The sequence below is a fragment of the Nonomuraea sp. CA-218870 genome, from assembly GCF_050936535.1.
GTDB classification, from domain to species: Bacteria; Actinomycetota; Actinomycetes; order Streptosporangiales; family Streptosporangiaceae; genus Nonomuraea; species Nonomuraea corallina.
This window is the reverse complement of record NZ_JBNJMN010000001.1, coordinates 135547-154953: the sequence shown is the minus strand read 5'-3', so window position 1 is coordinate 154953 and position 19407 is coordinate 135547. Positions and strand designations below refer to the sequence as shown.

Genomic DNA, 19407 nt, shown 5'->3' with positions numbered 1-19407 from the left:
ATACGCCTGACCGGGGACCAAGGTCCCTGTCCCCAGGCAGCGAGACGGGAAGCGCGCGGCCGGGTCAGAACGGTCGCCACATGCCGATGCGGGTCGGCACCCCCGGGGAGGCGTGCACCAGCGGGTCGTGCCCGGCGTCGGGCAGGCCCGCCGAGCTCAGCAGCGTCTGGTCCAGCTCCAGCAGCTCGGCGCGGTGCAGCGGCCAGGGCGGGTGCTCCACCTCCGCCGTCACGGTACGGCCCGCGACCTGCGAGAACAGGCGGAACCTGGCCGTCAGGAAGTGCGCGAGCCCGTCCCGTTCCCGCTCCGTCAGCACCAGGCCGACCTTGGACTCGGCGTGGCAGCGGGCGCCGCGCGGCCCCGGCCAGATCCGGCGGCTCCGGTAGCGCCAGTGACCGGCGTCGATGCGTACCGACATGTCGGACCAGTGGTACGGCAGCCAGTAGCCCGCCCGCCCGCCGAGCATGGCGGGCAGCCGGCCGGCGTCGAGCGAGAAGAACCAGATCCCCGAGCGCCCCCGCCCGTCGCGCACGTAGGTGCGCAGGTTCGTCTCCGGGAACCTCGACACCCACGGCAGCTGGGGCAGGCCCGGCGCGCGCACGTCCTCCATGAGGAACGGGGTCATCCCCACCCACGCGGTCCCGTCGAACGTCTCGACCGTGAGCTGCGGGGGCACCAGGGCCTGGACCGTCTCGGCAGGGTAGCGCCAGTGCAGGAACGTCATGTTCGACCAGCGTTGGTACATCACCGGCCGGGCGACCCGGGGTGAGGGCGGGGCTTTCATGCCCCGTCCCTACCCGCACCGGCGCCGATATGCGATCAGTCGAACTGGCCCCGCCCGGCCAGGCCGAGCTCCTCGGCCACGTCGTTCATGGTGTCGTAGCTGCGGTCGGGCAGCGACCGCAGCACGGACAGCACCGGGTCGGGGGCGGACTGCCCCTGAGCCCGCTCCACGAGTTCCTTCTTGTCCGCAGGGAAGGCGTGCACGCCGCTGATCCAGCGGGCCAGGTCGCTGCGGGCGTCGACCTCCTCCGCGCTCATGCCTTCGGGCGAGCCCGGCTCGTGGATGTCGGGCTGGTGCCTGTCGTCGCCTCGCTGCTGTTCCATGTCCTCGTTCCTTCGTTCGGGGTGGGTGTTGTTCAGAGCGGCCGGCCGGTGCCTTCGCCCGGCAGGTAGCCGCCGTCGTCCGCCTCGGTGCGGCCGGAGCCGGCGTCCGGGTCCTCCGCGACGTCGGAGTCGACCCAGTCGGCGTCGCCGTTCAGGTGACCGCCGGCCGGGACGCGCTCGCCGAGGTCCTCGCCGTCGTCCTCGACCTCGCCGTGCCTGGCCTCGTCCACCGGGCCGCGTACGCGGAAGCCCGGATCGCCGCCGTGGCCCTGGTCGCCTCGGGTGGCGGCGGCGGGCATCGGGTGCGGGCTGGGCCCGGGAATGACCTCCTCGTGGCCTTCGATCTCGTCGGTGCGGGCGGCCACGGACTTCTCGCCGGAGCCCGCCGTGACGCCGTACTCGTCGTCGCGGCCGGCCATGTACCCGGCTTCCTGCGAGTAGCCGCCCTTCTCATCTTTCCTGGTCATGTTTCTCCCTATTCCGGTTCGACCCGCATGGCGGCCTCCTCGGCGGAGTAGCCGCCCATGTCGGGGCCGACGTCGCGGGCCACCTCGTCCGGCTCGGTGTCGGGATGGGCGCCCTCGTCGGCGGCCACCAGGCGGCCGGCGCGGCCGGGGTCCTCGTCCACCCCGGTGTCCTCCTGGAAGTCCGTGTCGAGGTCGGACCCGACACCCAGGCCGCCGTCCTCGGTGAGCGGACGCTCGTCGGGGTCGGATCGGGGGGCCCGCTGCACGGTCACCGGCGTGTCGGTGCCGAAGGACGCCTCCTCCTCGGGCACCTCACGTTCCAGGCGGCCGTCCAGCGGCTCGCCCTGGATCTGCTCGTCGACCGTGGTGCCGTAGTCGTCGACGGCGATGGGACGGTCGGCCGGGAGCGGCGCCTCCTGCGGGTCCTCGGCCCACTGCTGCTCCGGCGTTCCGTCCTGGAGATCCGGGATCCCCTCGTCCTCGAACCGCGAGTGCGGATCGTGTTCAGGCGTGTGTTCGGTCACAACGTCCCCCTCCAGGTCTCTGGCCGTCCATCGCCCGCTACCCCGGACGGCCGCGACCTCACGGGAAAATCATCGGAAGGTGAGCCCCTCGAACGCGCCCGACGAGCGCCACCGGTCGATGTGGTCGAAGAAGGCCGTCGCCCCGTGCGGGTAGCCGACGAAGAGGCGGCCGAGCAGACCGGAGTCCCGTCCCTCGCCGTTGTAGTAGCCCGGCGTGCAGTCGGCCCCGCCGAGCAGCCCGCCGGTCCCCGTCAGCAGCAGCTCCACCCAGGCGTCCTCGGCCTCCCGGGTCACCTCGACCTCGCGGTGGCCGTGGTCGAGGGCGTGCCTGACGATCGCCGCGATGGTCGCGCCCGACTCGGTGAGGTTGTGCGGGATGTTGGAGACGAGGTTCGCGCCCTGGGTGGGCTGGACGATGAAGGCGTTGGGGAAGCCGTGCACGTGGATGCCGTGCAGCGTGCGCATGCCCTCGGCCCAGCGCTCCGACAGCCTGACCCCGTCACGCCCCACCGGGTCGTAGCCGGCCCGCCGGGTGAACGCGGTGCCGACCTCGAACCCCGAGGCGTAGACGAGGCAGTCCAGCGCGTACTCCCGGCCCGCCACCACGACGCCGTCCGGGGTGATCCGTTCGACGCCCTTGCCGTCGGTGTCGACCAGGTGGGTGTTCGGCCGGTTGAACGCCTGGAGGTATTCGTCGTGGAAGCAGGGCCGCTTGCAGAGCTGGCGGTACCACGCCTTGAGCCGCCGGGCCGTCTCCGGGTCCTCGACCACGGCGTCCACGCGGGCCCTGATCTCCTCCATCTTCTCGAAGTCGGAGTCCTCGAACGCGGCCAGCATCCGCTCCAGGGCGCGCTCCTCCGGCGGCAGCGCGGCGATCCGGGAGCGGACCCTGCGGGCGATGTCGGTCCAGCCGTCCATCACCAGGTCCTCGTCGGCGAGCACGCCGGTCTGCATGGCGGTGAAGTTCTCCAGCCAGCGCCGCTGCCAGCCGGGGGAGGCGATCGAGGCGAACCACTCGGGGTCGGTCGGCCGGTTGTCGCGCACGTCCACCGATGACGGCGTGCGCTGGAACACGTACAGCTCCCCGCAGGACCGCGCCAGGTGCGGCACGCACTGCACGGCCGTGGCCCCGGTGCCGATGACGCCCACCCGCTTGTCGCCGAGCCGGTCCAGGGGCGCGCCCGACGGGTCGCCTCCGGTGTAGTCGTAGTCCCACCGGCTGGTGTGGAAGGAGTGGCCGCGGAAGTCCTCGATGCCGGGAACGCCGGGCAGCTTCGGCACGTGCAGCGGCCCGATCCCCATGGCCACGAACCGGGCCGTGAACGCGTCGCCCCTGTCGGTCGTGACGACCCACCGCGACCGGGTCGCGTCCCACTCCAGCCCGGTGACCTCCGTGTGGAACAGCGCGTCGTCGTACAGGCCGTAGTGCTTGCCGATGCGCCGGCAGTGCTCCAGGATCTCGGGCGCGTGCGCGTACTTCTCCGTCGGCATGTGGCCGGTCTCTTCGAGCAGCGGCATGTAGACGTACGACGCGGTGTCGCACTGCGCGCCCGGGTAGCGGTTCCAGTACCACGTGCCGCCGAAGTCGCCGCCCTTCTCGACGATGCGCACGTCCCGGACGCCGGCCTCCTTCAGCCGCGCCCCGGTGAGCAGGCCGGCGAAGCCGCCGCCGACGAACGCCACGGTCACGTCGTCGGTCCTGGGCTCGCGCTCGGTCCTTCGCGTGTACGGGTCGTCGAGGTAGTGGGAGAAGGGGCCGGTGAGCCGGACGTACTGGTCGTTGCCGTCGGGGCGAAGCCGCTTGTCCCGCTCTTGCCGATATTTCAGGCGAATGGCTTCTTTGTCCACGATGCGCGCTCCCGTAAGCCAGGGATTCCAGAATGGCATTCCCGAAATAACCCCGGCAAGGGCACGTCACAGGGGCCGCGGCGCCCCCGTGTCACGGGTCCACGAGCCCAGCACCAGCAGCGTCTTGGTGCCCGTCACGTCGCCCGCCCGGCGCAGCCGGTCGATCACCTGCTGCAGATGACCCAGGTCGCGGACCCGGACGTGGATGAGCGCGTCCGGGTCCCCGGCGATCGTGAACACCTCCTGCACCTCCGGCACGGTCGCCGCGGTCCGCACGATGTCGGCGACCGGGGTCGTGCCCGGATAGCTCAGCTCCGTGAACGCCTCGATGCCCCAGCCCAGCTTCGCGTAGTCGATCTCGACGGTGAACCCGGTGATCACGCCCAGCTCCCTGAGCCGGTCGACGCGCCGCTTGACCGCCGCGACCGACAGGCCCACCCGCTCGGCCATCTCCGAAAACGTCCGGCGGCCGTCCTCCCGGAGCAGGCGCAGCAGCCGATGATCGATCTCGTCCACCTCTGACATGGGACACCCCCCTCGCCGGCGCAAAGAAAGCGGCCGATTCACCCAGCATCATCAAACATTTTGCGTTTTTCAACCTCCAGGTTCGCTGACTCTTGCGCGCTGCCTCACACCCTTGCTGTGCTGAGGGTTCCACGTGCATAGGAGGTTCGCGTGAGCGTTCCCGTCGAGGTGTCGATCGACGACAAGTACGCGGCCGACAGCGGCCGCGCGCTGATCTCCGGCATCCAGGCCCTGGTCCGCCTGACCCTGGAGCAGCGCAGACTCGACCGCGAACGCGGCCTGGACACCCGGGTCTTCGTCTCCGGCTACCAGGGCTCCCCGCTGGGCGGCGTCGACCTGGAGATGGGACGGGCCGCGCGCTTCCTGGAGGCCGCCGGAGTCGTCTTCAAGCCCGGCCTGAACGAGGAACTGGCCGCCACCGCCGTGGCCGGCACCCAGCTCCTCGACGCGCTGCCCGGCCGCCGCCACGAGGGGGTGACCGGCTTCTGGTACGGCAAGAACCCCGGCCTGGACCGGGCCGCCGACGCCATCCGCCACGGCAACCTGGCCGGCACCGCGCCGCTCGGCGGGGCCGTGGCCTGGATCGGCGACGACCCCGGCAGCAAGTCCTCGACCGTGCCCAGCTCGTGCGAGCCGATGTGCCAGAGCCTGTCGATGCCGCTGCTCGCGCCCGGCTCCGTCGCCGAGATCATCGAGTACGGGCTGCACGCGGTGGCGCTGTCCCGCGCCAGCGGCCTCTGGACCGGTCTCAAGATCGTCGCTGACGTCGCGGACGCCGCCGCCACCGTCGAGCTCGGCGGCGACCACGGCGTCCCCGAGCCCGAGAGGGCCGCCCCGCGCAAGCCGCCGGTGCTCGTCGGCCCCGCCTCCCTCGACGCCGAGCACGACATGCTCACCCGCCGCCTCGACCTGGCCCGCGCCTACGCCTCCGCGCACGGGCTGAACCGGGTCGTGTTCGACGCGCCGCGCGCCAGGCTCGGCATCCTCGCCTCCGGCACCGGCTTCGCCGTGGTCCGCCGGGCGCTCGCCGACCTCGGCGTGGACGAGGACGCCATGGCCCGCCTCGGGCTCCGGCTGATCAAGATCGGCATGCCGTTCCCCCTGGACCACGCTGCGCTGGCCGCGCAGACCGCCGGCCTGGAGCGGGTCCTCGTCGTCGAGGACAAGGTCGCGTTCCTGGAAGGCCACCTCAAGCAGGCCCTGTACGGGAGCGAGCACACCCCCGTCGTGCACGGCCGCGACCTGCTCACCGCCCGCGGGACCCTCGGCGCCGACGAGGTGGCCCGCGCCATCACCCGCTGCGCCGGCCCCGAGAACCTGCCCCGGCCGCCGGCCGAACCCCGGCCCGCCCGCCGCTCCCTGCCGCTGATCGCGGCCCGCACCCCGTACTTCTGCTCGGGCTGCCCGCACAACACCTCCACCCGCACCGCCGACGACACGCTCGTCGGCGTCGGCATCGGCTGCCACGCCATGATCGCGCTCGACGGCGACGGACGCGGCGCCCAGGTCGGGCTCACCCAGATGGGCGGCGAGGGCGCGCAGTGGATCGGGCTCGCCCCGTTCACCGACGACCGCCACTTCGTGCAGAACCTCGGCGACGGCACCTTCCACCACTCCGGCTCCCTCGCCGTCCGCGCCGCCGTCGCCGCCGGGGTGACGATGACGTACAAACTCCTCTACAACGACGCCGTCGCCATGACCGGCGGCCAGCGCGCAGAAGGCCGCCTGGACGTGCCCGCCCTCGCCCACGAACTCGCCCTCGAAGGCGTACGGCGGATCGTCGTCACCACCCCCGAGCCCGAGACGTACCGCGGAGTCCGGCTGCCGGGCATCGCCCACGTCCGCCACCGCGACGAACTCCAGCAGGTCGAGCGCGAACTGGCCGCGATCGACGGCGTCACCGTGCTCATCCACGACGACCGGTGCGCCGCCGAGGAACGCCGGCTGCGCAAGCGCGGCAAACTCCCCGTCCCGACCGCCAAGATCGTGGTGAACGAGCGCGTCTGCGAGGGCTGCGGCGACTGCGGCGACGTCTCCACCTGCCTGTCGGTCCAGCCGGTGGAGACCGAGTTCGGCCGCAAGACCCGCATCCACCAGCCGTCCTGCAACACCGACCTGAGCTGCCTCAAGGGCGACTGCCCGTCGTTCCTGCTGGTAGAGCCGGGCACCAGAAGCGCCCACCAGGTCCCCGACCTGCCCGTCGAACCCGGCGAGCCGGACCGGAAGGTCGGCGACACCGTGCTGATCAGGATGCCCGGCATCGGCGGCACCGGCGTCGTCACCGTCTCCCAGATCCTGCAGATGGCCGCCCACCTCGACGGCCTGCACGCCGCCGGGCTGGAGCAGACCGGGCTGGCGCAGAAGGGCGGCCCCGTCGTCAGCGACGTCCGCATCTCCACCCGGCCGGTCACCGGCTCGGTGCGGGCCACGCGCGGCAGCGCCGACGTGCTCATCGGCTTCGACCTGCTCGGCGCCGCCGCCGACGCCAACCTTGCCGTCGCCGCCCCCGACCGGACCATCGCCGTCATCGACACCTCGGTCGTCCCCACCGCCGCCATGGTGACCGGCCGCGCCGCCGTGCCCGGCTCGCCCGCCGACGCGCTCACCCGCATCGAGTCCGCCACCCTCTCGGGCCTGTACGTGGACGCCCACAGCCTGGCCGAGGCGCTCTTCGACGACCACATGCCGGCGAACATGCTGCTGATCGGCGCCGCCTACCAGCACGGCTGCCTGCCCGTCTCCGCTTCGGCGGTCGAACGCGCCATCCAGCTCAACGGCGCCGCCGTCGACAAGAACGTGGCCGCCTTCCGCTGGGGCCGCGCCCTGGCCCACGACCGCGACGCCGTCCTCAAGGCCGCCGGACTCACCCCTCCGGAGCCCACCGGGCTGGAGGAGACGATCGCCATCCGCGCCGCCGACCTCACCGGCTACCAGAACGCCGCGTACGCGCACTCGTACGAGCAGGACGTGCGGCGCGTCCACGCGCTCGCCGCCGAACGCGCCGGGCAGGAGGCCGGCGCCCGCGTCGCGCTCGCGTACGCCAGGAGCCTGCACCACCTCATGGCCTACAAGGACGAGTACGAGGTCGCCCGGCTCCACCTCGACCCGGACGAGCGGGCCCGTCGTGACCGCGAGTTCGGCCCCGACGCCAAGGTGTCGGTGCTGCTCCACCCGCCCGTGTTCCGCGCGATGGGCATGAAGCGCAAGATCAAGGTGCGGCGCTCGGCCGGAGTGCTGTTCCGCGGCCTGCGCGCCGCCCGCGTGCTGCGCGGCACCACGCTCGACGTGTTCGGCCGCGCCGGGGTACGCCGGGTCGAACGCGAGCTCATCGGCGAATACCGTGGCCTCATGAACGACGCCCTCGCCCGCCTCACCCCCGGCAACGCCGCCGCCGTCGCGGCGCTCGCCGCGCTGCCCGAGGGCATCCGCGGGTACGAGGACATCAAGCTGTCCCGCGTCGCCGACTTCCGCGCCCGCGCCGCCGAGGCACTCACCGCCCTCGCCCAGGACGACCAGCTCCGGACCGCCGCTCAGGAGAGACCGTGACCGTTGACCGCCTGCTGCCCGGCCAGGACGCCCGCGACCTCATCGACCTGACCCGCGAGATCGCCGACAAGGAGCTCGCCCGCCGCGTCGACGAGCACGAGCGCGCCGAGACCTACCCCGAGGGCCTGTTCGCGCTGCTGGGCGAGGCCGGGCTGCTCGGCCTGGCCTACCCGGAGGAGTACGGAGGCGGCGGCCAGCCGTACGAGGTCTACCTCCAGGTGATCGAGGAACTGGCGGCCCGCTGGGCGTCGGTCGCCGTCGCCACCAGCGTGCACACCCTCGCCTGCTTCCCGATCTTCACCTACGGCAGCGACGAGCAGAAGGCGCGCTGGCTGCCCGACATGCTCGCAGGCCGGATCATCGGCGGCTACAGCCTCTCCGAACCCCAGGCCGGCTCCGACGCCGCCGCCCTCACCTGCCGCGCCTCGCGCACCGACGACGGCTACCGGATCACCGGCACCAAGGCGTGGATCACCCACGGCGGCCTCGCCGGCTTCTACGCCCTGTTCGCCCGCACCGGCTCGGGGAACCGCGGCATCTCCTGCTTCCTCGCCCCGGGTACTGCTGATGGCCTCACCTTCGGCCGCCCCGAGGAGAAGATGGGCCTGCACGCCGTCCCCACCACCACCGCCCACTACGACGACGTCCTGCTGGACCCGTCCCGCCTCATCGGCGCCGAGGGCCAGGGCCTCCAGATCGCCTTCAGCGCCCTCGACTCCGGCCGCCTCGGCATCGCCGCCTGCGCCGTCGGCCTCGCCCAGGCGGCCCTGGACGAGGCGGTCGCGTACGCCAAGGAACGCCAGACCTTCGGCAAGCGCATCATCGACCACCAGGGCCTCGGCTTCCTGCTGGCGGACATGGCGGCGGCGGTCGACTCGGCCCGCGCCACCTATCTGGACGCGGCGCGCCGGCGGGACGCGGGGCTGGCCTACTCGCGGCAGGCGTCCGTGGCGAAGCTGGTGGCCACGGACGCGGCCATGAAGGTGACGACGGACGCGGTGCAGGTGTTCGGCGGGTACGGGTACACGCGGGAGTTCCGGGTGGAGCGGTACATGCGCGAGGCGAAGATCATGCAAATCTTCGAGGGCACGAACCAGATCCAGCGACTGGTGATCAGCAGGGATCTGGCTACATAGTTCAGTCCTCGGCCGTAGCGATCAACAGGTCGACCAGTCGCCAGACGTTGGACGACGGATTCTTGAGAACCGACTCTCCGGATGAGTCGATCTTGCGCGCTCTTCGCATGGCATCCTGCACGCCATGGGAAAAGTCGGAGAAGCGTGTACCGCCTTCACTCCAGGACGGGACGATCGTCTTGAGTTTTCTCTTCGCTTCGTCCGCCGACTGGAAGGGCCTGAGGCAATCTTCGTGATGCATGATCAACCATGCCTCGAAAGAAGGCGTGGAAAGACAGGCGTTGGCCGAGCTCTGCTGGATGACGGCGAGCACTTTGGCCGTCGTCATCGAGTCGAGTTCGGTGTCCAGAACACACCAGACGCTGCTGTACTCGTCGCTGTTCCGATTCGCCGCCGCTCGGGCGATGGACATGTGATCAGAACCGGGCAGCTCAACATTTATGTGCGGCCCACGCCGGGTTCGCATTCCTGTGAAATAGTCTCTTTCGGTCTTCCCTTCACATAGGATCAAATAGGAAGCGCGCTCCTCTCGAGTGCCGGAACTCTTGTGCTCCAGGTTCGTCTCAGTAGTGATTTTGAACGGCTTCTTCTTCGGTCTAGGATTCTGGGGAGACATTTTCGGCCTCCCTTCGTGCCACGACGGCGGCAGCAAACAAGCTGTCGCTGATGATGGGGACCGCCCCGTAACGACCGGCTAGATACCGGCGTTCTCTGTTCTCGTCGCGGCGAGGTTTGAAATCCGTCAGCGGGAACAGTTCGGTCGCGCCGTGATCGTCCTTCTCGGTGAACCATATGGAGTCCCTTCTCAGCACCTCTTCCCCCTGGATCTTGCCGAGAAGTGTCGTGTCGTGACTGCTGAACACCAACTGCGCGCCCTCAGTATTGACAGCGGGATCGTTGAACAGTTTGATCAGCTGTGCTGTCAGGAACGGGTGGAGGCTTGAGTCCAGCTCATCCGCGACCAGGACTGCCCCGCGATCGAGAGCCCTGAACACATCCACCCCGATCTCGTAGAGCGCCTGTGTTCCCAAGGACTGCTCGCGCAGTGTCAGTGGAAAACTGCCCGCCTCGCCTCGATGCTTGAAGAGCACGTCTTTTCGGCGCTCCGGAACGAAACCCTGCGGCGCCTTCTGTCGGGCTGTTCTCTCAAGGAATTCGGCGTCGGTCTCCTCGACGATCTCCGCAGACTCGATTCCGGTGTCCGCTGCCTGGAGGAGTTCTACCATGCGGTTCAGCAGGCCAAGACGATCGACTGAGTCCAGTGTCCTCGGTGCTGTTCGAACGTGGCGGGGGTTGCGCACCAGCACCCGCATGAACCAGTCGTAGACGGGCCTGACCAGTTCTTGCCGTGAGCGTGCGGCCACGGAAAGGAAGAGGACATTGGATTCGGTGATGTTCGCCACCTGCCTCATGGACTGCGGCGAGTGCTCTCCGTAGCTGTATTCATCGTTGCGTCGATGGAAGACTTCCCGCTTCTTTTTCAGCGGGTAGCTGTAGAGCCACTCCTCGACTACCCGCTCGTCGTTGACCGCGAATCCATAAGTGTATCTGACTCCATCAATCATCAGATCTACCACGAACAATGATGGATCTTCGCCGGCGGAGAAATCCAAAGCGAAGGGGGAGCGAGCGATTCCGCTTCCCGGCTCGGATTCCCGCAGTGAGCCGCGGACGAGGTTCCTCATGTAGATCAAAGCGTCAAGTACGTTTGACTTTCCTGAGGCATTTGCTCCGAAAATTCCGATCACCGGTAGGGCCGGGCAGCCCTGGGCGGATGCCGCCTCGGTGTCGTAGGTCGGAGTCAAGAGCAACTGTTGCTCATCACGGAGCGACCTGTGGTTCGCCACGCGGAAACTCAGCAGCATGGGCGATGTGACCTCTCTGTAGAGTGGGTTACAGCGGTTTCTACGTCGAAAAATCACATGTAACGTACGCAGTCACCCTACGCTACAGCGGCTGATCCGGCTCGGTAGGCATTCCTTCCGGATCAGGAGGCCAACGCCGTCCAGCCACGGTTCGGGGCGGTGGTTCTCCTGGTGACGGCGGTGGGCTCGGCCCTGCGCCACCTACCTGGACGCGGCGCCGGGTGATCAGCAGGGATCTGGCGAAATAGGCCTTGACGTGCGAAACCTCGCTTCCTTGCGTTGGGAGGCGGGGGACGTTGACGTCAGTTTCCGTTCGTCTTGGATCCAGGGCGGGACGCCATCGTGCTCGTTGCCGCAGAGCGGGCGGAAGGAGGTGAGGCGCTTGTCGAGACCCGGCGCACCCGTACCGCCAGCACGATGAGGACGACGGGAAGGAGCGTGAGCAGCGAGCACCGCCGTGGTCAGGGCGGCGACGGCGAGCAGCAGCAGGTCGTTGGCGTCCCAGGGGAGGAACCGCAGCGCCCCGCCATGGAGGTCGATCGGCCTGCCGAGAGCGATCTGGATCTCGACCTGGCGCCGGATCTCCTCCGCACTCGGGTTGCCGAACCCGAACACCGGCTGCACGGCGGCGGTCATGGCGAGCAGGGCCAGCAGCGCGGCACCCACCCACGACGCCCCCCGTTTGCGGCGCAGTGCCACCACGGGTGCCACCAGCAGGGCGGAGATGACGGCCCCGGCGACTACGTTCGCGGGTTTGGGCACGATGACCGCAGGCGCCAGCGGCGTCAGGATCGCCAGAGCGGATAAGGAAGGTACGGAGATTCTCGACGACACCAGCGACGCTTCTATCGCCTGCGATGAGATCCTGTCAAGCCACGGGAGTGTCCTCCGTCGATGCGTATCTCATTTGGGGAATTTGGCTCCCTGCCCATAACGTACCCCTGCTCCTCCTTTCGCATCTCCAATCTTCTGTAGAATCTCACGTTCGCGAAGATTGTTGATCAGATCGCGGGCGGCGTAGACATGGAGGTCGAACAGGCGGCGGATGGTCTGGTTGGTGATGAAGCCGTACTCCTTCACGTGTTCGATGATTTTCTGGTCGGTTTCATCGATCGTGCGGCGGCGGTACGTGACGGATCGCGACATGGAGGCAAGGGTCTCTGAACGCAGGCGATATACCGGGAACGGTTTGCTGGCCGTGCGACGGGTGGCCTCGACCAGGTTGTACTCGTCCGCCATGGTGGCAAGTACTTCCTGGGCCTCCATCGGCGTGCGTTGGATGATGCCGGTGAGTTTGGCTGCATCGATGCTGCTGTTGTGGCGTAGGTATGACAGGGTGAGCAGGACGTTCAGTGCACTCCACCGGCCAAGTTGAGCGGGTGTATCTCCCGACGCGTCTCTATCGCCTCTGTGAGGATCTGGATGGCCGCGATGAGGGGACGGTTTCCGCGTATCCTTCCGGTGGCCTCGCTGCCGAGCGTCGGCCTGAACTGATACGAGTAGCCGTAGCCGGGCACCACCCTGCTGATGAGCGACTCTTCGCCCAGCAGAAGTACGCCGGCGTTCGTCACACTCCCATCTGAGGCGATCAACCTCAGCGACTCCAGAAGCGCCTTGTTCGGCAGGTCCGCCAAGTTGTCGCGTCCACCGATGAACAAGGTGTGGCGCAGTCTCTCGAACTCGATGGCGCTGAGATCCGAGAGGTCGACGCCGGATGAATCTGCCGACCAGTCCACTTGACCACGTGCGATCATCACTTCGCGCTGTTGGTCAGGTGGATACGGCAGGCACTCTTTTCCCAGGCGGCGAGTCGATAGACCTGCCGCATTGCTATGAGGCATCACGCCTTCCGGCACGGTGATCAAAATCAGTCGGACTCCGTCGACGGACACATCATCGACGAATGGCGTTATCGGCGGCCTCGTGCGATCGAAAATGCCCTTGCGTATCGAGTCGACACTGTAACAAGCCGGCACTCCGCGAAGGGCGTGCTGGCGGTTGGTCGCTTTGTCGTCCACACCCAGGACGACGGTTCCGCCACGAGCGTTCACGAAACAGACAAGAGCATCTGCCAATAGGTTATAGGTGGACTTCTGGGAGTCTGCCACAAGCTTGAAGTCGACTCGCTCTGTCTCCAGAGCATCTGCTGCCACACCGTTTCCCACGATGGCCAGGGCCTTCCATGCTTCCTGGTGGTCCATGTACCGACGGTAACTGAGAAGGTGTGCAGAGGCAACGCGTTCTCAGTGGTGAGGGTCGACTGGTGGCGGACCAGATGTGGCCCGGTCTGGCCTGGGCGTCCTCGTCGGACATCAGTGACTTGCGAGGTGCCGACGGGGCGAACTCGGGTACGTCGCCTCCCTATCAACTGAGAACGTGTCGGGATGCACGACGTCTCAGTTGGCTCTCAGTGCCCTCGGTGACCTCGACTAGGTCCTGTCATGCATTCTCCGACAAACCATCAATAACAGCACGATTTCGGGCATTGCTTCTGACGAAGCCGGACCGCTACAACCCTTTCAAGTGAGTGGAGGGGTTGGATGTCGGGGTTCAGTGGCCGGCGTGTCGTTCGGGTGCTGGTGGCGGCTGCTGGGGGAGCGGTCGTGGCGGGGGTCGTGGTCGGGGGTGCGGCGCGGCTGTTGATGAGCCTGATCGCGGTCGCGGCGGCCGAGGAGAGCACGTTCACGTTCGTCGGCAGTCTCGGGATCGTGCTCGTGTTCGCCGTGCTGGCTGTGCCCGCCGCGCTGACCGCGGCCGCTCCGGCGGCGGTGCGGGTGGCGGGGCGGTGGGTGACGGCGGCCCTCACCGGGTTCGGCATGGCGACCAACGGGTTCGCCGACGGCGCGGCCGTCCTGCTGGCGCCTGACGGTCGCATGACGTACATCGCGGCCGCGGTCGTCGGGTTCGGCGCGGTGGCGGTGGCGCACGGGCAGGTCGCCCAGGTGGTCGCGCGCCGCCTGACCGGGCCGGTCGCGCGGCCCTCGGGCCAGGTCGCAGCCGCGGCGCCCGAGCCCGCCTGAGCGGGCAACGGCCCGAGCGGGCCCCGGTCTGAGCCGGCTCAGAGCCGGGTGGCGAGGTCGTTGAGCGTGTTGGTGGCGCGGTGCAGCCAGTCGGCGATGACCTTCAGCTCGCTCTCCGTGTAGCGCTCGTGCATCGCCGTCATGGCCTGGGCGATGCCGAGCTGGTCGCCGGTGGCGGGGCCGGGCTCGGGGCTGGTGGCGGGGCGGACGATCACTTTGCGCCGGTCGTCGGGGTGGCGGTCGCGGACGACGAGGCCGCGGGCCTCCAGCCGGTCGATGAGGACGGTGACCGATCCGGTGGCGAGTCGCAACCACTGGGCGATCTCGCCCGGGGTCATGGGGCCCTGGATGCGCACCAGCGCGTACGCCTGGAAGTCGGTGGGGTTGAGGTCGAGCCCCAGTGACATGGTGTGGAGCAGCCGGACGAGACCTGTCGCGAGCCGCTGACCGTCCTTCTGGATGTCGAGATAGAGGCGCTCGCGGGATTCGGCGCGCGAGGTGTCCATCTGTCTCCCTACCGACTGGCGCGGTTTCGTCGCAATTCTAGGGGCAGCTCCCGGCTTCTTCGGGGGGTGGGTGCGCGGCCTTCGTCTCCATCATATATCTTGATTTTCGAGAAGCTCGATTTTCTAGCTATCGGGAGCCGAAGGATGTCCCTTCACGACACCCGCCAGCGCACCGGGGCCGAGCGCCGGCACGCCCGGCCGCGCCGGCGCCGCGCCTGGTACGGCGCGGCCATCGTCATCGCGCTGGTCTGGCTGTTCGGCGCCGGCCCGCTCGGCATGTTCATGGGCAAGCTGACCGAGGTGCAGACCAACGACCAGTCCGCCTTCCTGCCCATCGGCGCGGAGTCCACGCAGGTCCAGGAGGCGCAGCAGGCCTTCGAGGACAGCGGCGCGGTGCCCGCCTTCGTCGTCTACTCGGCTGACGAGCCCTTCGACCAGGAGCGGTTGGCCGGGATCGCCCAGGACGCGCAGCGCATCTCGGCCGAACCCTGGATCCAGGGTAAGGTCGCCGGGCCCGTCCCCGGCACCGAGGACAAGAGCGTCGCCCAGCTCATCGTGCCGATCAGCGACCAGGTCGAGGCGGATGTGGCCGTCGAGGAACTGCGCGCGCTGGTGGGCGAGACCGCCGCGGAGGGCGCGACCGTGCAGGTCGCCGGCCCCGCCGCGCTCGGCGCCGACCTGGGCGCCGCCTTCGGCGGCATCGACGGCACGCTCCTGCTGGTGGCGCTCGGCGCGGTGCTGGTCATCCTCGTCGTCGTCTACCGGTCGCCGCTGCTGCCGTTCGTGGTCATCGTCGCGGCCATGCTCGCCCTCGTGCTCGCCGCCTTCGTCGTCTACCTGATGGCCGACGCCGGATGGATCGAGCTGAACGGTCAGAGCCAGGGCATCCTGTTCATCCTGGTCGTGGGCGCGTGTACGGACTACGCCCTGCTCATGGTCGCCCGCTACCGGGAGGCGCTGTACGAGCGGGAGCGGCCGATCGACGCGGTCCGGGTGGCGGTGCGCGGCACCGTCGAGCCCATCGTCGCCTCCGGCGGCACCGTGATCCTCGGCGTGCTCTGCCTGCTGGCCAGCGACCTGGCCTCCAACCGCGGCCTGGGCCCGGTGGCCGCGCTCGGCATCGGCGCCGCCCTCATCTCGGCGCTCACGTTCCTGCCCGCGGTGCTCCTGCTGCTCGGCCGCGCCGCGTTCTGGCCGCTGGTGCCGCGCGCGGGCGCGGGGGAGGGCGACGCCGACTCGACCGTGGCGATCGTGCGTCGCCACCGGCTGTGGGGCCGGGTCGCCAAGTCCGTGGAGCGCCGCCCGCGCGCCTACTGGGTGACCACCGTGGTGCTGCTGGCCGCGGCGGCGGCGTTCGTGCCGCAGTTCAAGGCGGAGGGCACCTCGCAGCTGGACGTGTTCCGTACCGAGGTGGAGTCGGTCGCCGGTCAGCGGACGCTGGAGCGCGGCTTCGGCGCCGGCAGTTCGGCCACGCCCGCCCTCATCCTCACCGCCTCCGACCGGGTGGACGAGGTCAAGGCCGCCGCCGAGTCGGTGGACGGCGTCACCGAGGTCACCACCGTCGGGGCGGACGGTCAGTCCAAGGTCGTGGACGGCCGGGCACTGCTGCACGCGACGCTCGACGCGCCCGCTGAGTCCACCGAGGCCGTGGAGATCGTCCGTGACCTGCGCACCGCCGTGCACCCGGTGCAGGGAGCGGACGCGCTGGTCGGCGGTACGGCCGCGGTCACCCTGGACACGCTCGACACCTCCGAGCGTGACCTGCGCGTGGTGATCCCGCTGGTGCTGCTGGTCGTGCTGCTGGTGCTGGTGGTCCTGCTGCGTTCGCTGGTGGCTCCGCTCGTGCTCATCGCGACCACGGTGCTGTCCTTCGCCACCGCGATGGGCGTCGGCGCGCTGGTCTTCAACCACGTGCTGGACCTGCCGGGCGCGGATCCCGCGGTGCCGCTGTTCGCGTTCGTCTTCCTGGTGGCGCTGGGCATCGACTACAACATCTTCCTGATGACCCGGGCCAGGGAGGAGACGATCCGCCACGGCGAGCGCGAAGGCACCCTGCGCGCGCTGACGCTCACCGGCGGTGTGATCACCTCGGCCGGCGTGGTGCTGGCAGCGACGTTCGCGGCGCTGGCCGTGCTGCCGCTGCTGTTCCTGATCCAGCTGGCCTTCCTGGTGGCGTTCGGCGTCCTGCTGGACGCGCTGATCGTGCGCTCGCTGCTGGTGCCCGCACTGTCGCTGGACATCGGCCGGCGGATGTGGTGGCCGAGCCGGCTGTCCCGCTGACCGTTCAGACGGCCTCGCGGGGGCGGAAGATCTTCCGTACGCCTGCCGCGAACCAGACGGTGGCCAGCGCCGCGTAGGTCGCCAGGAGGGCCGGGAGGAAGGCCCCGGTGACCGCCGCGGCGAGGGCCGCCGCCGCGAGCAGGACCGCCCAGCCGTACAGGATGCGCCGCCCGATCGGCGAGCCGGTGTGGGCGGCCTCCTGGACGGGGGTGACCAGCGCCATGGTGGCCGTCCCGGCGGACCCGAGCCCGTCCAGGCCCAGGCCGATGCCCAGGCCGAGGAGGACCGCGCCCGCCACCGGCAGGGCACAGCACAGCAGCGACACCCGGGCGGCCGGGCCCTCGAACAGCAGCCGGGTGGTCCTGTTCCTGGTCAGGCGGAGCGTGGTCCAGGACTCGACGAGCCAGGCGACCCAGTGCAACAGCGCGATGATCGCGAACACGGCGATCACCGGTGGCAGCACGGGCAGCAGGAACAGCAGCCGCCAGCCGCCCACGAACCGCTGCCGCCACTGCGACAGCAGGCGAAGCACCGGGTTGCGCTGCTTGAGCGCGTGCACCAGGTAGTCCCGGGCCCCCTCGACGCCGGGGTCCAGGCGGAGCACCTCGCGGAAGGCCCCGGCTGCCGTCCCCGGGTCGCCGCCGGACAGCGCGGCGAGGCCGCGGGCCCAGTGCGCCAGCGTGCTCTCCGGGTCGTTGCCCACCGCCTGGGCGGCGACGGCCCTGGCCTGCTCGTCCTGGCCGAGCATGGTCAGCGCCATGGACAGCAGGCCTGCCAGGTCGGCGTCCTGCGGCTCCAGCTCCAGACCGCGGCGGGCGGCCGCGGCCACCTGGGGCCAGTCCTTCCGCGTCAGGTGCACGCGCGCGAGCAGGTCCCAGGCGGGGACGTGCTCCGGCGCGAGCGCCAGGCAGGCGGCGGTCGCGCGGAGCGCCTCCTCGGTCAGGCCCGCCCGTTGGTGCACCTGGCCGGACAGGTAGTGGGGCACCCAGTGGTCGGGCGCGAGCCGTACCGCCTCGCGCGACTCCTCCAGGGCCTCGTCCGTACGTCCCTGCTGGACGAGGGCCACGCCCATCAGCCCGTGCGCGCCGGAGTGCTGGGGCTCCTCGGCGAGGATGCCGCGCAGCTCCCGCTCGGCGTCCGCCGGGCGGCCCAGCTGCAGTAACAGCCGCGCCCGTGACAGCGCGTCGGTCGTGTTCACCATTTCCGCTGGACCCAGGGCATCAGCTCGTCCCAGGCGCCGGACTCGTTGGCGTGCAGCACGTAGTTGCGCGCGGTGGCCATCCATTCGCGCACCGCCGTGGGCCTGGCCGCCTTGGCGGCGGTCAGCAGGTCGCGCGTGGCGAGCGGGACCGGCCGGCCGGCCCGGATGGACTCGTGCAGCTTGGCCTCGACCGCGCGGTCCACCAGCCCCTTGAGGTCCGCGCCGACGAACTGGTCGGTCGCCTTGGCCACCGCGTCGAAGTCCACCTCGGCCAGCGGCTTGTCCCGGCACAGGATGCGCAGGATCGCCGCGCGCGCCCGCGCGTCAGGCGGCGGTACGAAGACGAGCTGGTCGAACCGGCCCGGACGGCGGAAGGCCACGTCGATGTACCAGGGCGCGTTCGTGGCGGCCAGCACCAGCACGCCCTCGTTGGCGCTCTGGTCGACGCCGTCGAGCTCCGCCAGGAACTGGTTGACGATCTGCCGGCCGTGCGCCTGCCGCATGTCGGAGCGGCGCGCGGCCAGGGCGTCCACCTCGTCGAAGAACAGCACGCACGGCCGGTGACGGCGGGCCAGGTCGAACGTGGCGCGCAGGTTCCGCTCGCTGGAGCCGACGTACATGTCGAGGATGTCGGCCAGGCCGACGTTCACGAACGCCGCGCCGAGCTCACCGGCGGCGGCCCTGGCCAGGTGCGTCTTGCCGGCGCCCGGCGGCCCGTACAGCAGCACGCCGCCGCCCGCCCGCTTGCCGAAGGCGGCGAACAGCTCCGGCTGCTGGATCGGCAGCAGCAGCTTGATCCGGAGCGCCTCCTTGACCTCGTCCATCCCGGCGACGTCGGCGAAGCCGGAGCCGGACCGCTCGACCGCGGCGGTGGCCCGCTCGTGCGTGGCCGCGGAGGGCGCCAGGTAGGCGTTCCCGGCCGTCCCGTTGACGGGCGGCTCGTTGACAGGCGTGACGGGCGGTTCGGTGACGACCGGCGCCGGGGCCACCAGGCGGGCCGCCAGGTCGGCGTCCGCGACGGACGGATCCCGCGAGACCGCCTCGTGGTACCGGTAGGCCGCCTGGTGCACGTCCCCCTCGCCGAGCAGGGCGCGGGCCGCCAGCACACCCACGCGCGGCGGGTGACCGCCTCGGGCGAGCAGCGGCTCCAGCGCCGACAGCGCCGCCCCGTACGAGCTCTGCCGGACGAACGCCTCGGCCAGCCCCGCGACGATGTCCGGATCGTGGGGCGCGAGCGCGAGCGCGGCACGGAACTCGGCCTCCGCGTCGGCGAGGTACCCCTTGCTCAGCAGCTGCTCGGCCAGATGCCGCCGCAGGGGCAGGTTGTCCGGAGAAAGGCGCGCGGCTTCGCCGAGCGCCTTCAAACCGGGGTCGTCGACCAC

General features: G+C 70.1%; 18 protein-coding genes. 4 read left to right on the top strand and 14 right to left on the bottom strand.

Features of this window, described 5'->3' with window-relative positions:
* Positions 1–64 precede the first annotated feature (64 nt).
* The 6 genes from ACQEUU_RS00770 to ACQEUU_RS00745 all read right to left on the bottom strand — a co-directional run bounded on the left by ACQEUU_RS00770 (position 65) and on the right by ACQEUU_RS00745 (position 4471).
* A complete protein-coding gene (locus ACQEUU_RS00770) occupies positions 65–784 on the bottom strand; it encodes a YqjF family protein (protein ID WP_433058793.1) in 720 nt (239 codons plus the stop codon).
* A gap of 35 nt (positions 785–819) precedes the next feature.
* A complete protein-coding gene (locus ACQEUU_RS00765) occupies positions 820–1107 on the bottom strand; it encodes a DUF2795 domain-containing protein (RefSeq protein WP_433058790.1) in 288 nt (95 codons plus the stop codon).
* Between the two features lie 32 nt (positions 1108–1139).
* Entirely contained in the window at positions 1140–1574 is a 435-nt protein-coding gene (locus ACQEUU_RS00760) for a hypothetical protein (RefSeq protein WP_433058787.1), read from the bottom strand.
* Positions 1575–1582: 8 nt separating this feature from the next.
* Positions 1583–2098 carry a DUF5709 domain-containing protein gene (locus ACQEUU_RS00755; protein WP_433058784.1) on the bottom strand — a complete coding sequence of 172 codons (516 nt, stop codon included), beginning with the start codon at positions 2096–2098 and terminating at the stop codon, positions 1583–1585.
* A gap of 69 nt (positions 2099–2167) precedes the next feature.
* The gene (locus tag ACQEUU_RS00750; RefSeq protein ID WP_433058782.1) at positions 2168–3946 is read right to left on the bottom strand and encodes a flavin-containing monooxygenase; all 1779 of its coding nucleotides are present in this window, start codon (positions 3944–3946) and stop codon (positions 2168–2170) included.
* Between the two features lie 66 nt (positions 3947–4012).
* On the bottom strand, positions 4013–4471 hold the full coding sequence (locus ACQEUU_RS00745) for an Lrp/AsnC family transcriptional regulator (protein ID WP_433058779.1): 459 nt from the start codon (positions 4469–4471) through the stop codon (positions 4013–4015).
* Between the two features lie 150 nt (positions 4472–4621).
* On the opposite strand from ACQEUU_RS00745, the gene ACQEUU_RS00740 reads away from it, so the two are divergent.
* On the top strand, positions 4622–8017 hold the full coding sequence (locus tag ACQEUU_RS00740) for an indolepyruvate ferredoxin oxidoreductase family protein (RefSeq protein WP_433058777.1): 3396 nt from the start codon (positions 4622–4624) through the stop codon (positions 8015–8017).
* Positions 8014–9153, top strand: a complete 1140-nt coding sequence (locus ACQEUU_RS00735; protein WP_433058775.1) for an acyl-CoA dehydrogenase family protein — start codon at positions 8014–8016, stop codon at positions 9151–9153. Before ACQEUU_RS00740 ends, ACQEUU_RS00735 begins: the two co-directional genes overlap by 4 nt.
* 1 nt (position 9154) lies before the next feature.
* On the opposite strand, the gene ACQEUU_RS00730 is transcribed toward ACQEUU_RS00735, so the two are convergent.
* From ACQEUU_RS00730 to ACQEUU_RS00710, 5 genes are all read right to left on the bottom strand, one after another.
* Positions 9155–9769, bottom strand: coding sequence for an RloB family protein (locus tag ACQEUU_RS00730; protein ID WP_433058773.1), 615 nt, complete (start codon positions 9767–9769; stop codon positions 9155–9157).
* Positions 9750–11018 (bottom strand): AAA family ATPase, encoded by a 1269-nt coding sequence (locus tag ACQEUU_RS00725; protein WP_433058770.1) that lies wholly within the window; start codon positions 11016–11018, stop codon positions 9750–9752. The genes ACQEUU_RS00730 and ACQEUU_RS00725 overlap by 20 nt, the downstream gene beginning before the upstream one ends.
* A gap of 225 nt (positions 11019–11243) precedes the next feature.
* Positions 11244–11852: a hypothetical protein gene (locus ACQEUU_RS00720; protein WP_433058767.1), complete on the bottom strand. Its 609-nt coding sequence runs from the start codon at positions 11850–11852 to the stop codon at positions 11244–11246.
* A 69-nt stretch (positions 11853–11921) separates the two neighbouring features.
* Positions 11922–12284 carry a hypothetical protein gene (locus ACQEUU_RS00715; protein WP_433058764.1) on the bottom strand — a complete coding sequence of 121 codons (363 nt, stop codon included), beginning with the start codon at positions 12282–12284 and terminating at the stop codon, positions 11922–11924.
* Positions 12285–12367: 83 nt separating this feature from the next.
* The gene (locus ACQEUU_RS00710) at positions 12368–13219 is read right to left on the bottom strand and encodes an AlbA family DNA-binding domain-containing protein (protein WP_433058762.1); all 852 of its coding nucleotides are present in this window, start codon (positions 13217–13219) and stop codon (positions 12368–12370) included.
* Between the two features lie 339 nt (positions 13220–13558).
* Between ACQEUU_RS00710 and ACQEUU_RS00705 the strand changes: the two genes are divergently transcribed.
* Positions 13559–14038, top strand: coding sequence for a hypothetical protein (locus tag ACQEUU_RS00705; protein ID WP_433058759.1), 480 nt, complete (start codon positions 13559–13561; stop codon positions 14036–14038).
* A gap of 38 nt (positions 14039–14076) precedes the next feature.
* On the opposite strand, the gene ACQEUU_RS00700 is transcribed toward ACQEUU_RS00705, so the two are convergent.
* On the bottom strand, positions 14077–14544 hold the full coding sequence (locus ACQEUU_RS00700; protein ID WP_433058757.1) for a MarR family winged helix-turn-helix transcriptional regulator: 468 nt from the start codon (positions 14542–14544) through the stop codon (positions 14077–14079).
* A 144-nt stretch (positions 14545–14688) separates the two neighbouring features.
* On the opposite strand from ACQEUU_RS00700, the gene ACQEUU_RS00695 reads away from it, so the two are divergent.
* On the top strand, positions 14689–16824 hold the full coding sequence (locus tag ACQEUU_RS00695; RefSeq protein ID WP_433058754.1) for an MMPL family transporter: 2136 nt from the start codon (positions 14689–14691) through the stop codon (positions 16822–16824).
* A 4-nt stretch (positions 16825–16828) separates the two neighbouring features.
* Here ACQEUU_RS00695 and ACQEUU_RS00690 read toward each other — a convergent pair whose 3' ends face one another.
* Complete coding sequence (locus ACQEUU_RS00690) at positions 16829–18025, bottom strand: tetratricopeptide repeat protein (protein ID WP_433058751.1); 1197 nt, start codon at positions 18023–18025, stop codon at positions 16829–16831.
* Positions 18019–19407 (bottom strand): AAA family ATPase, encoded by a 1389-nt coding sequence (locus tag ACQEUU_RS00685; protein ID WP_433058748.1) that lies wholly within the window; start codon positions 19405–19407, stop codon positions 18019–18021. The genes ACQEUU_RS00690 and ACQEUU_RS00685 overlap by 7 nt, the downstream gene beginning before the upstream one ends.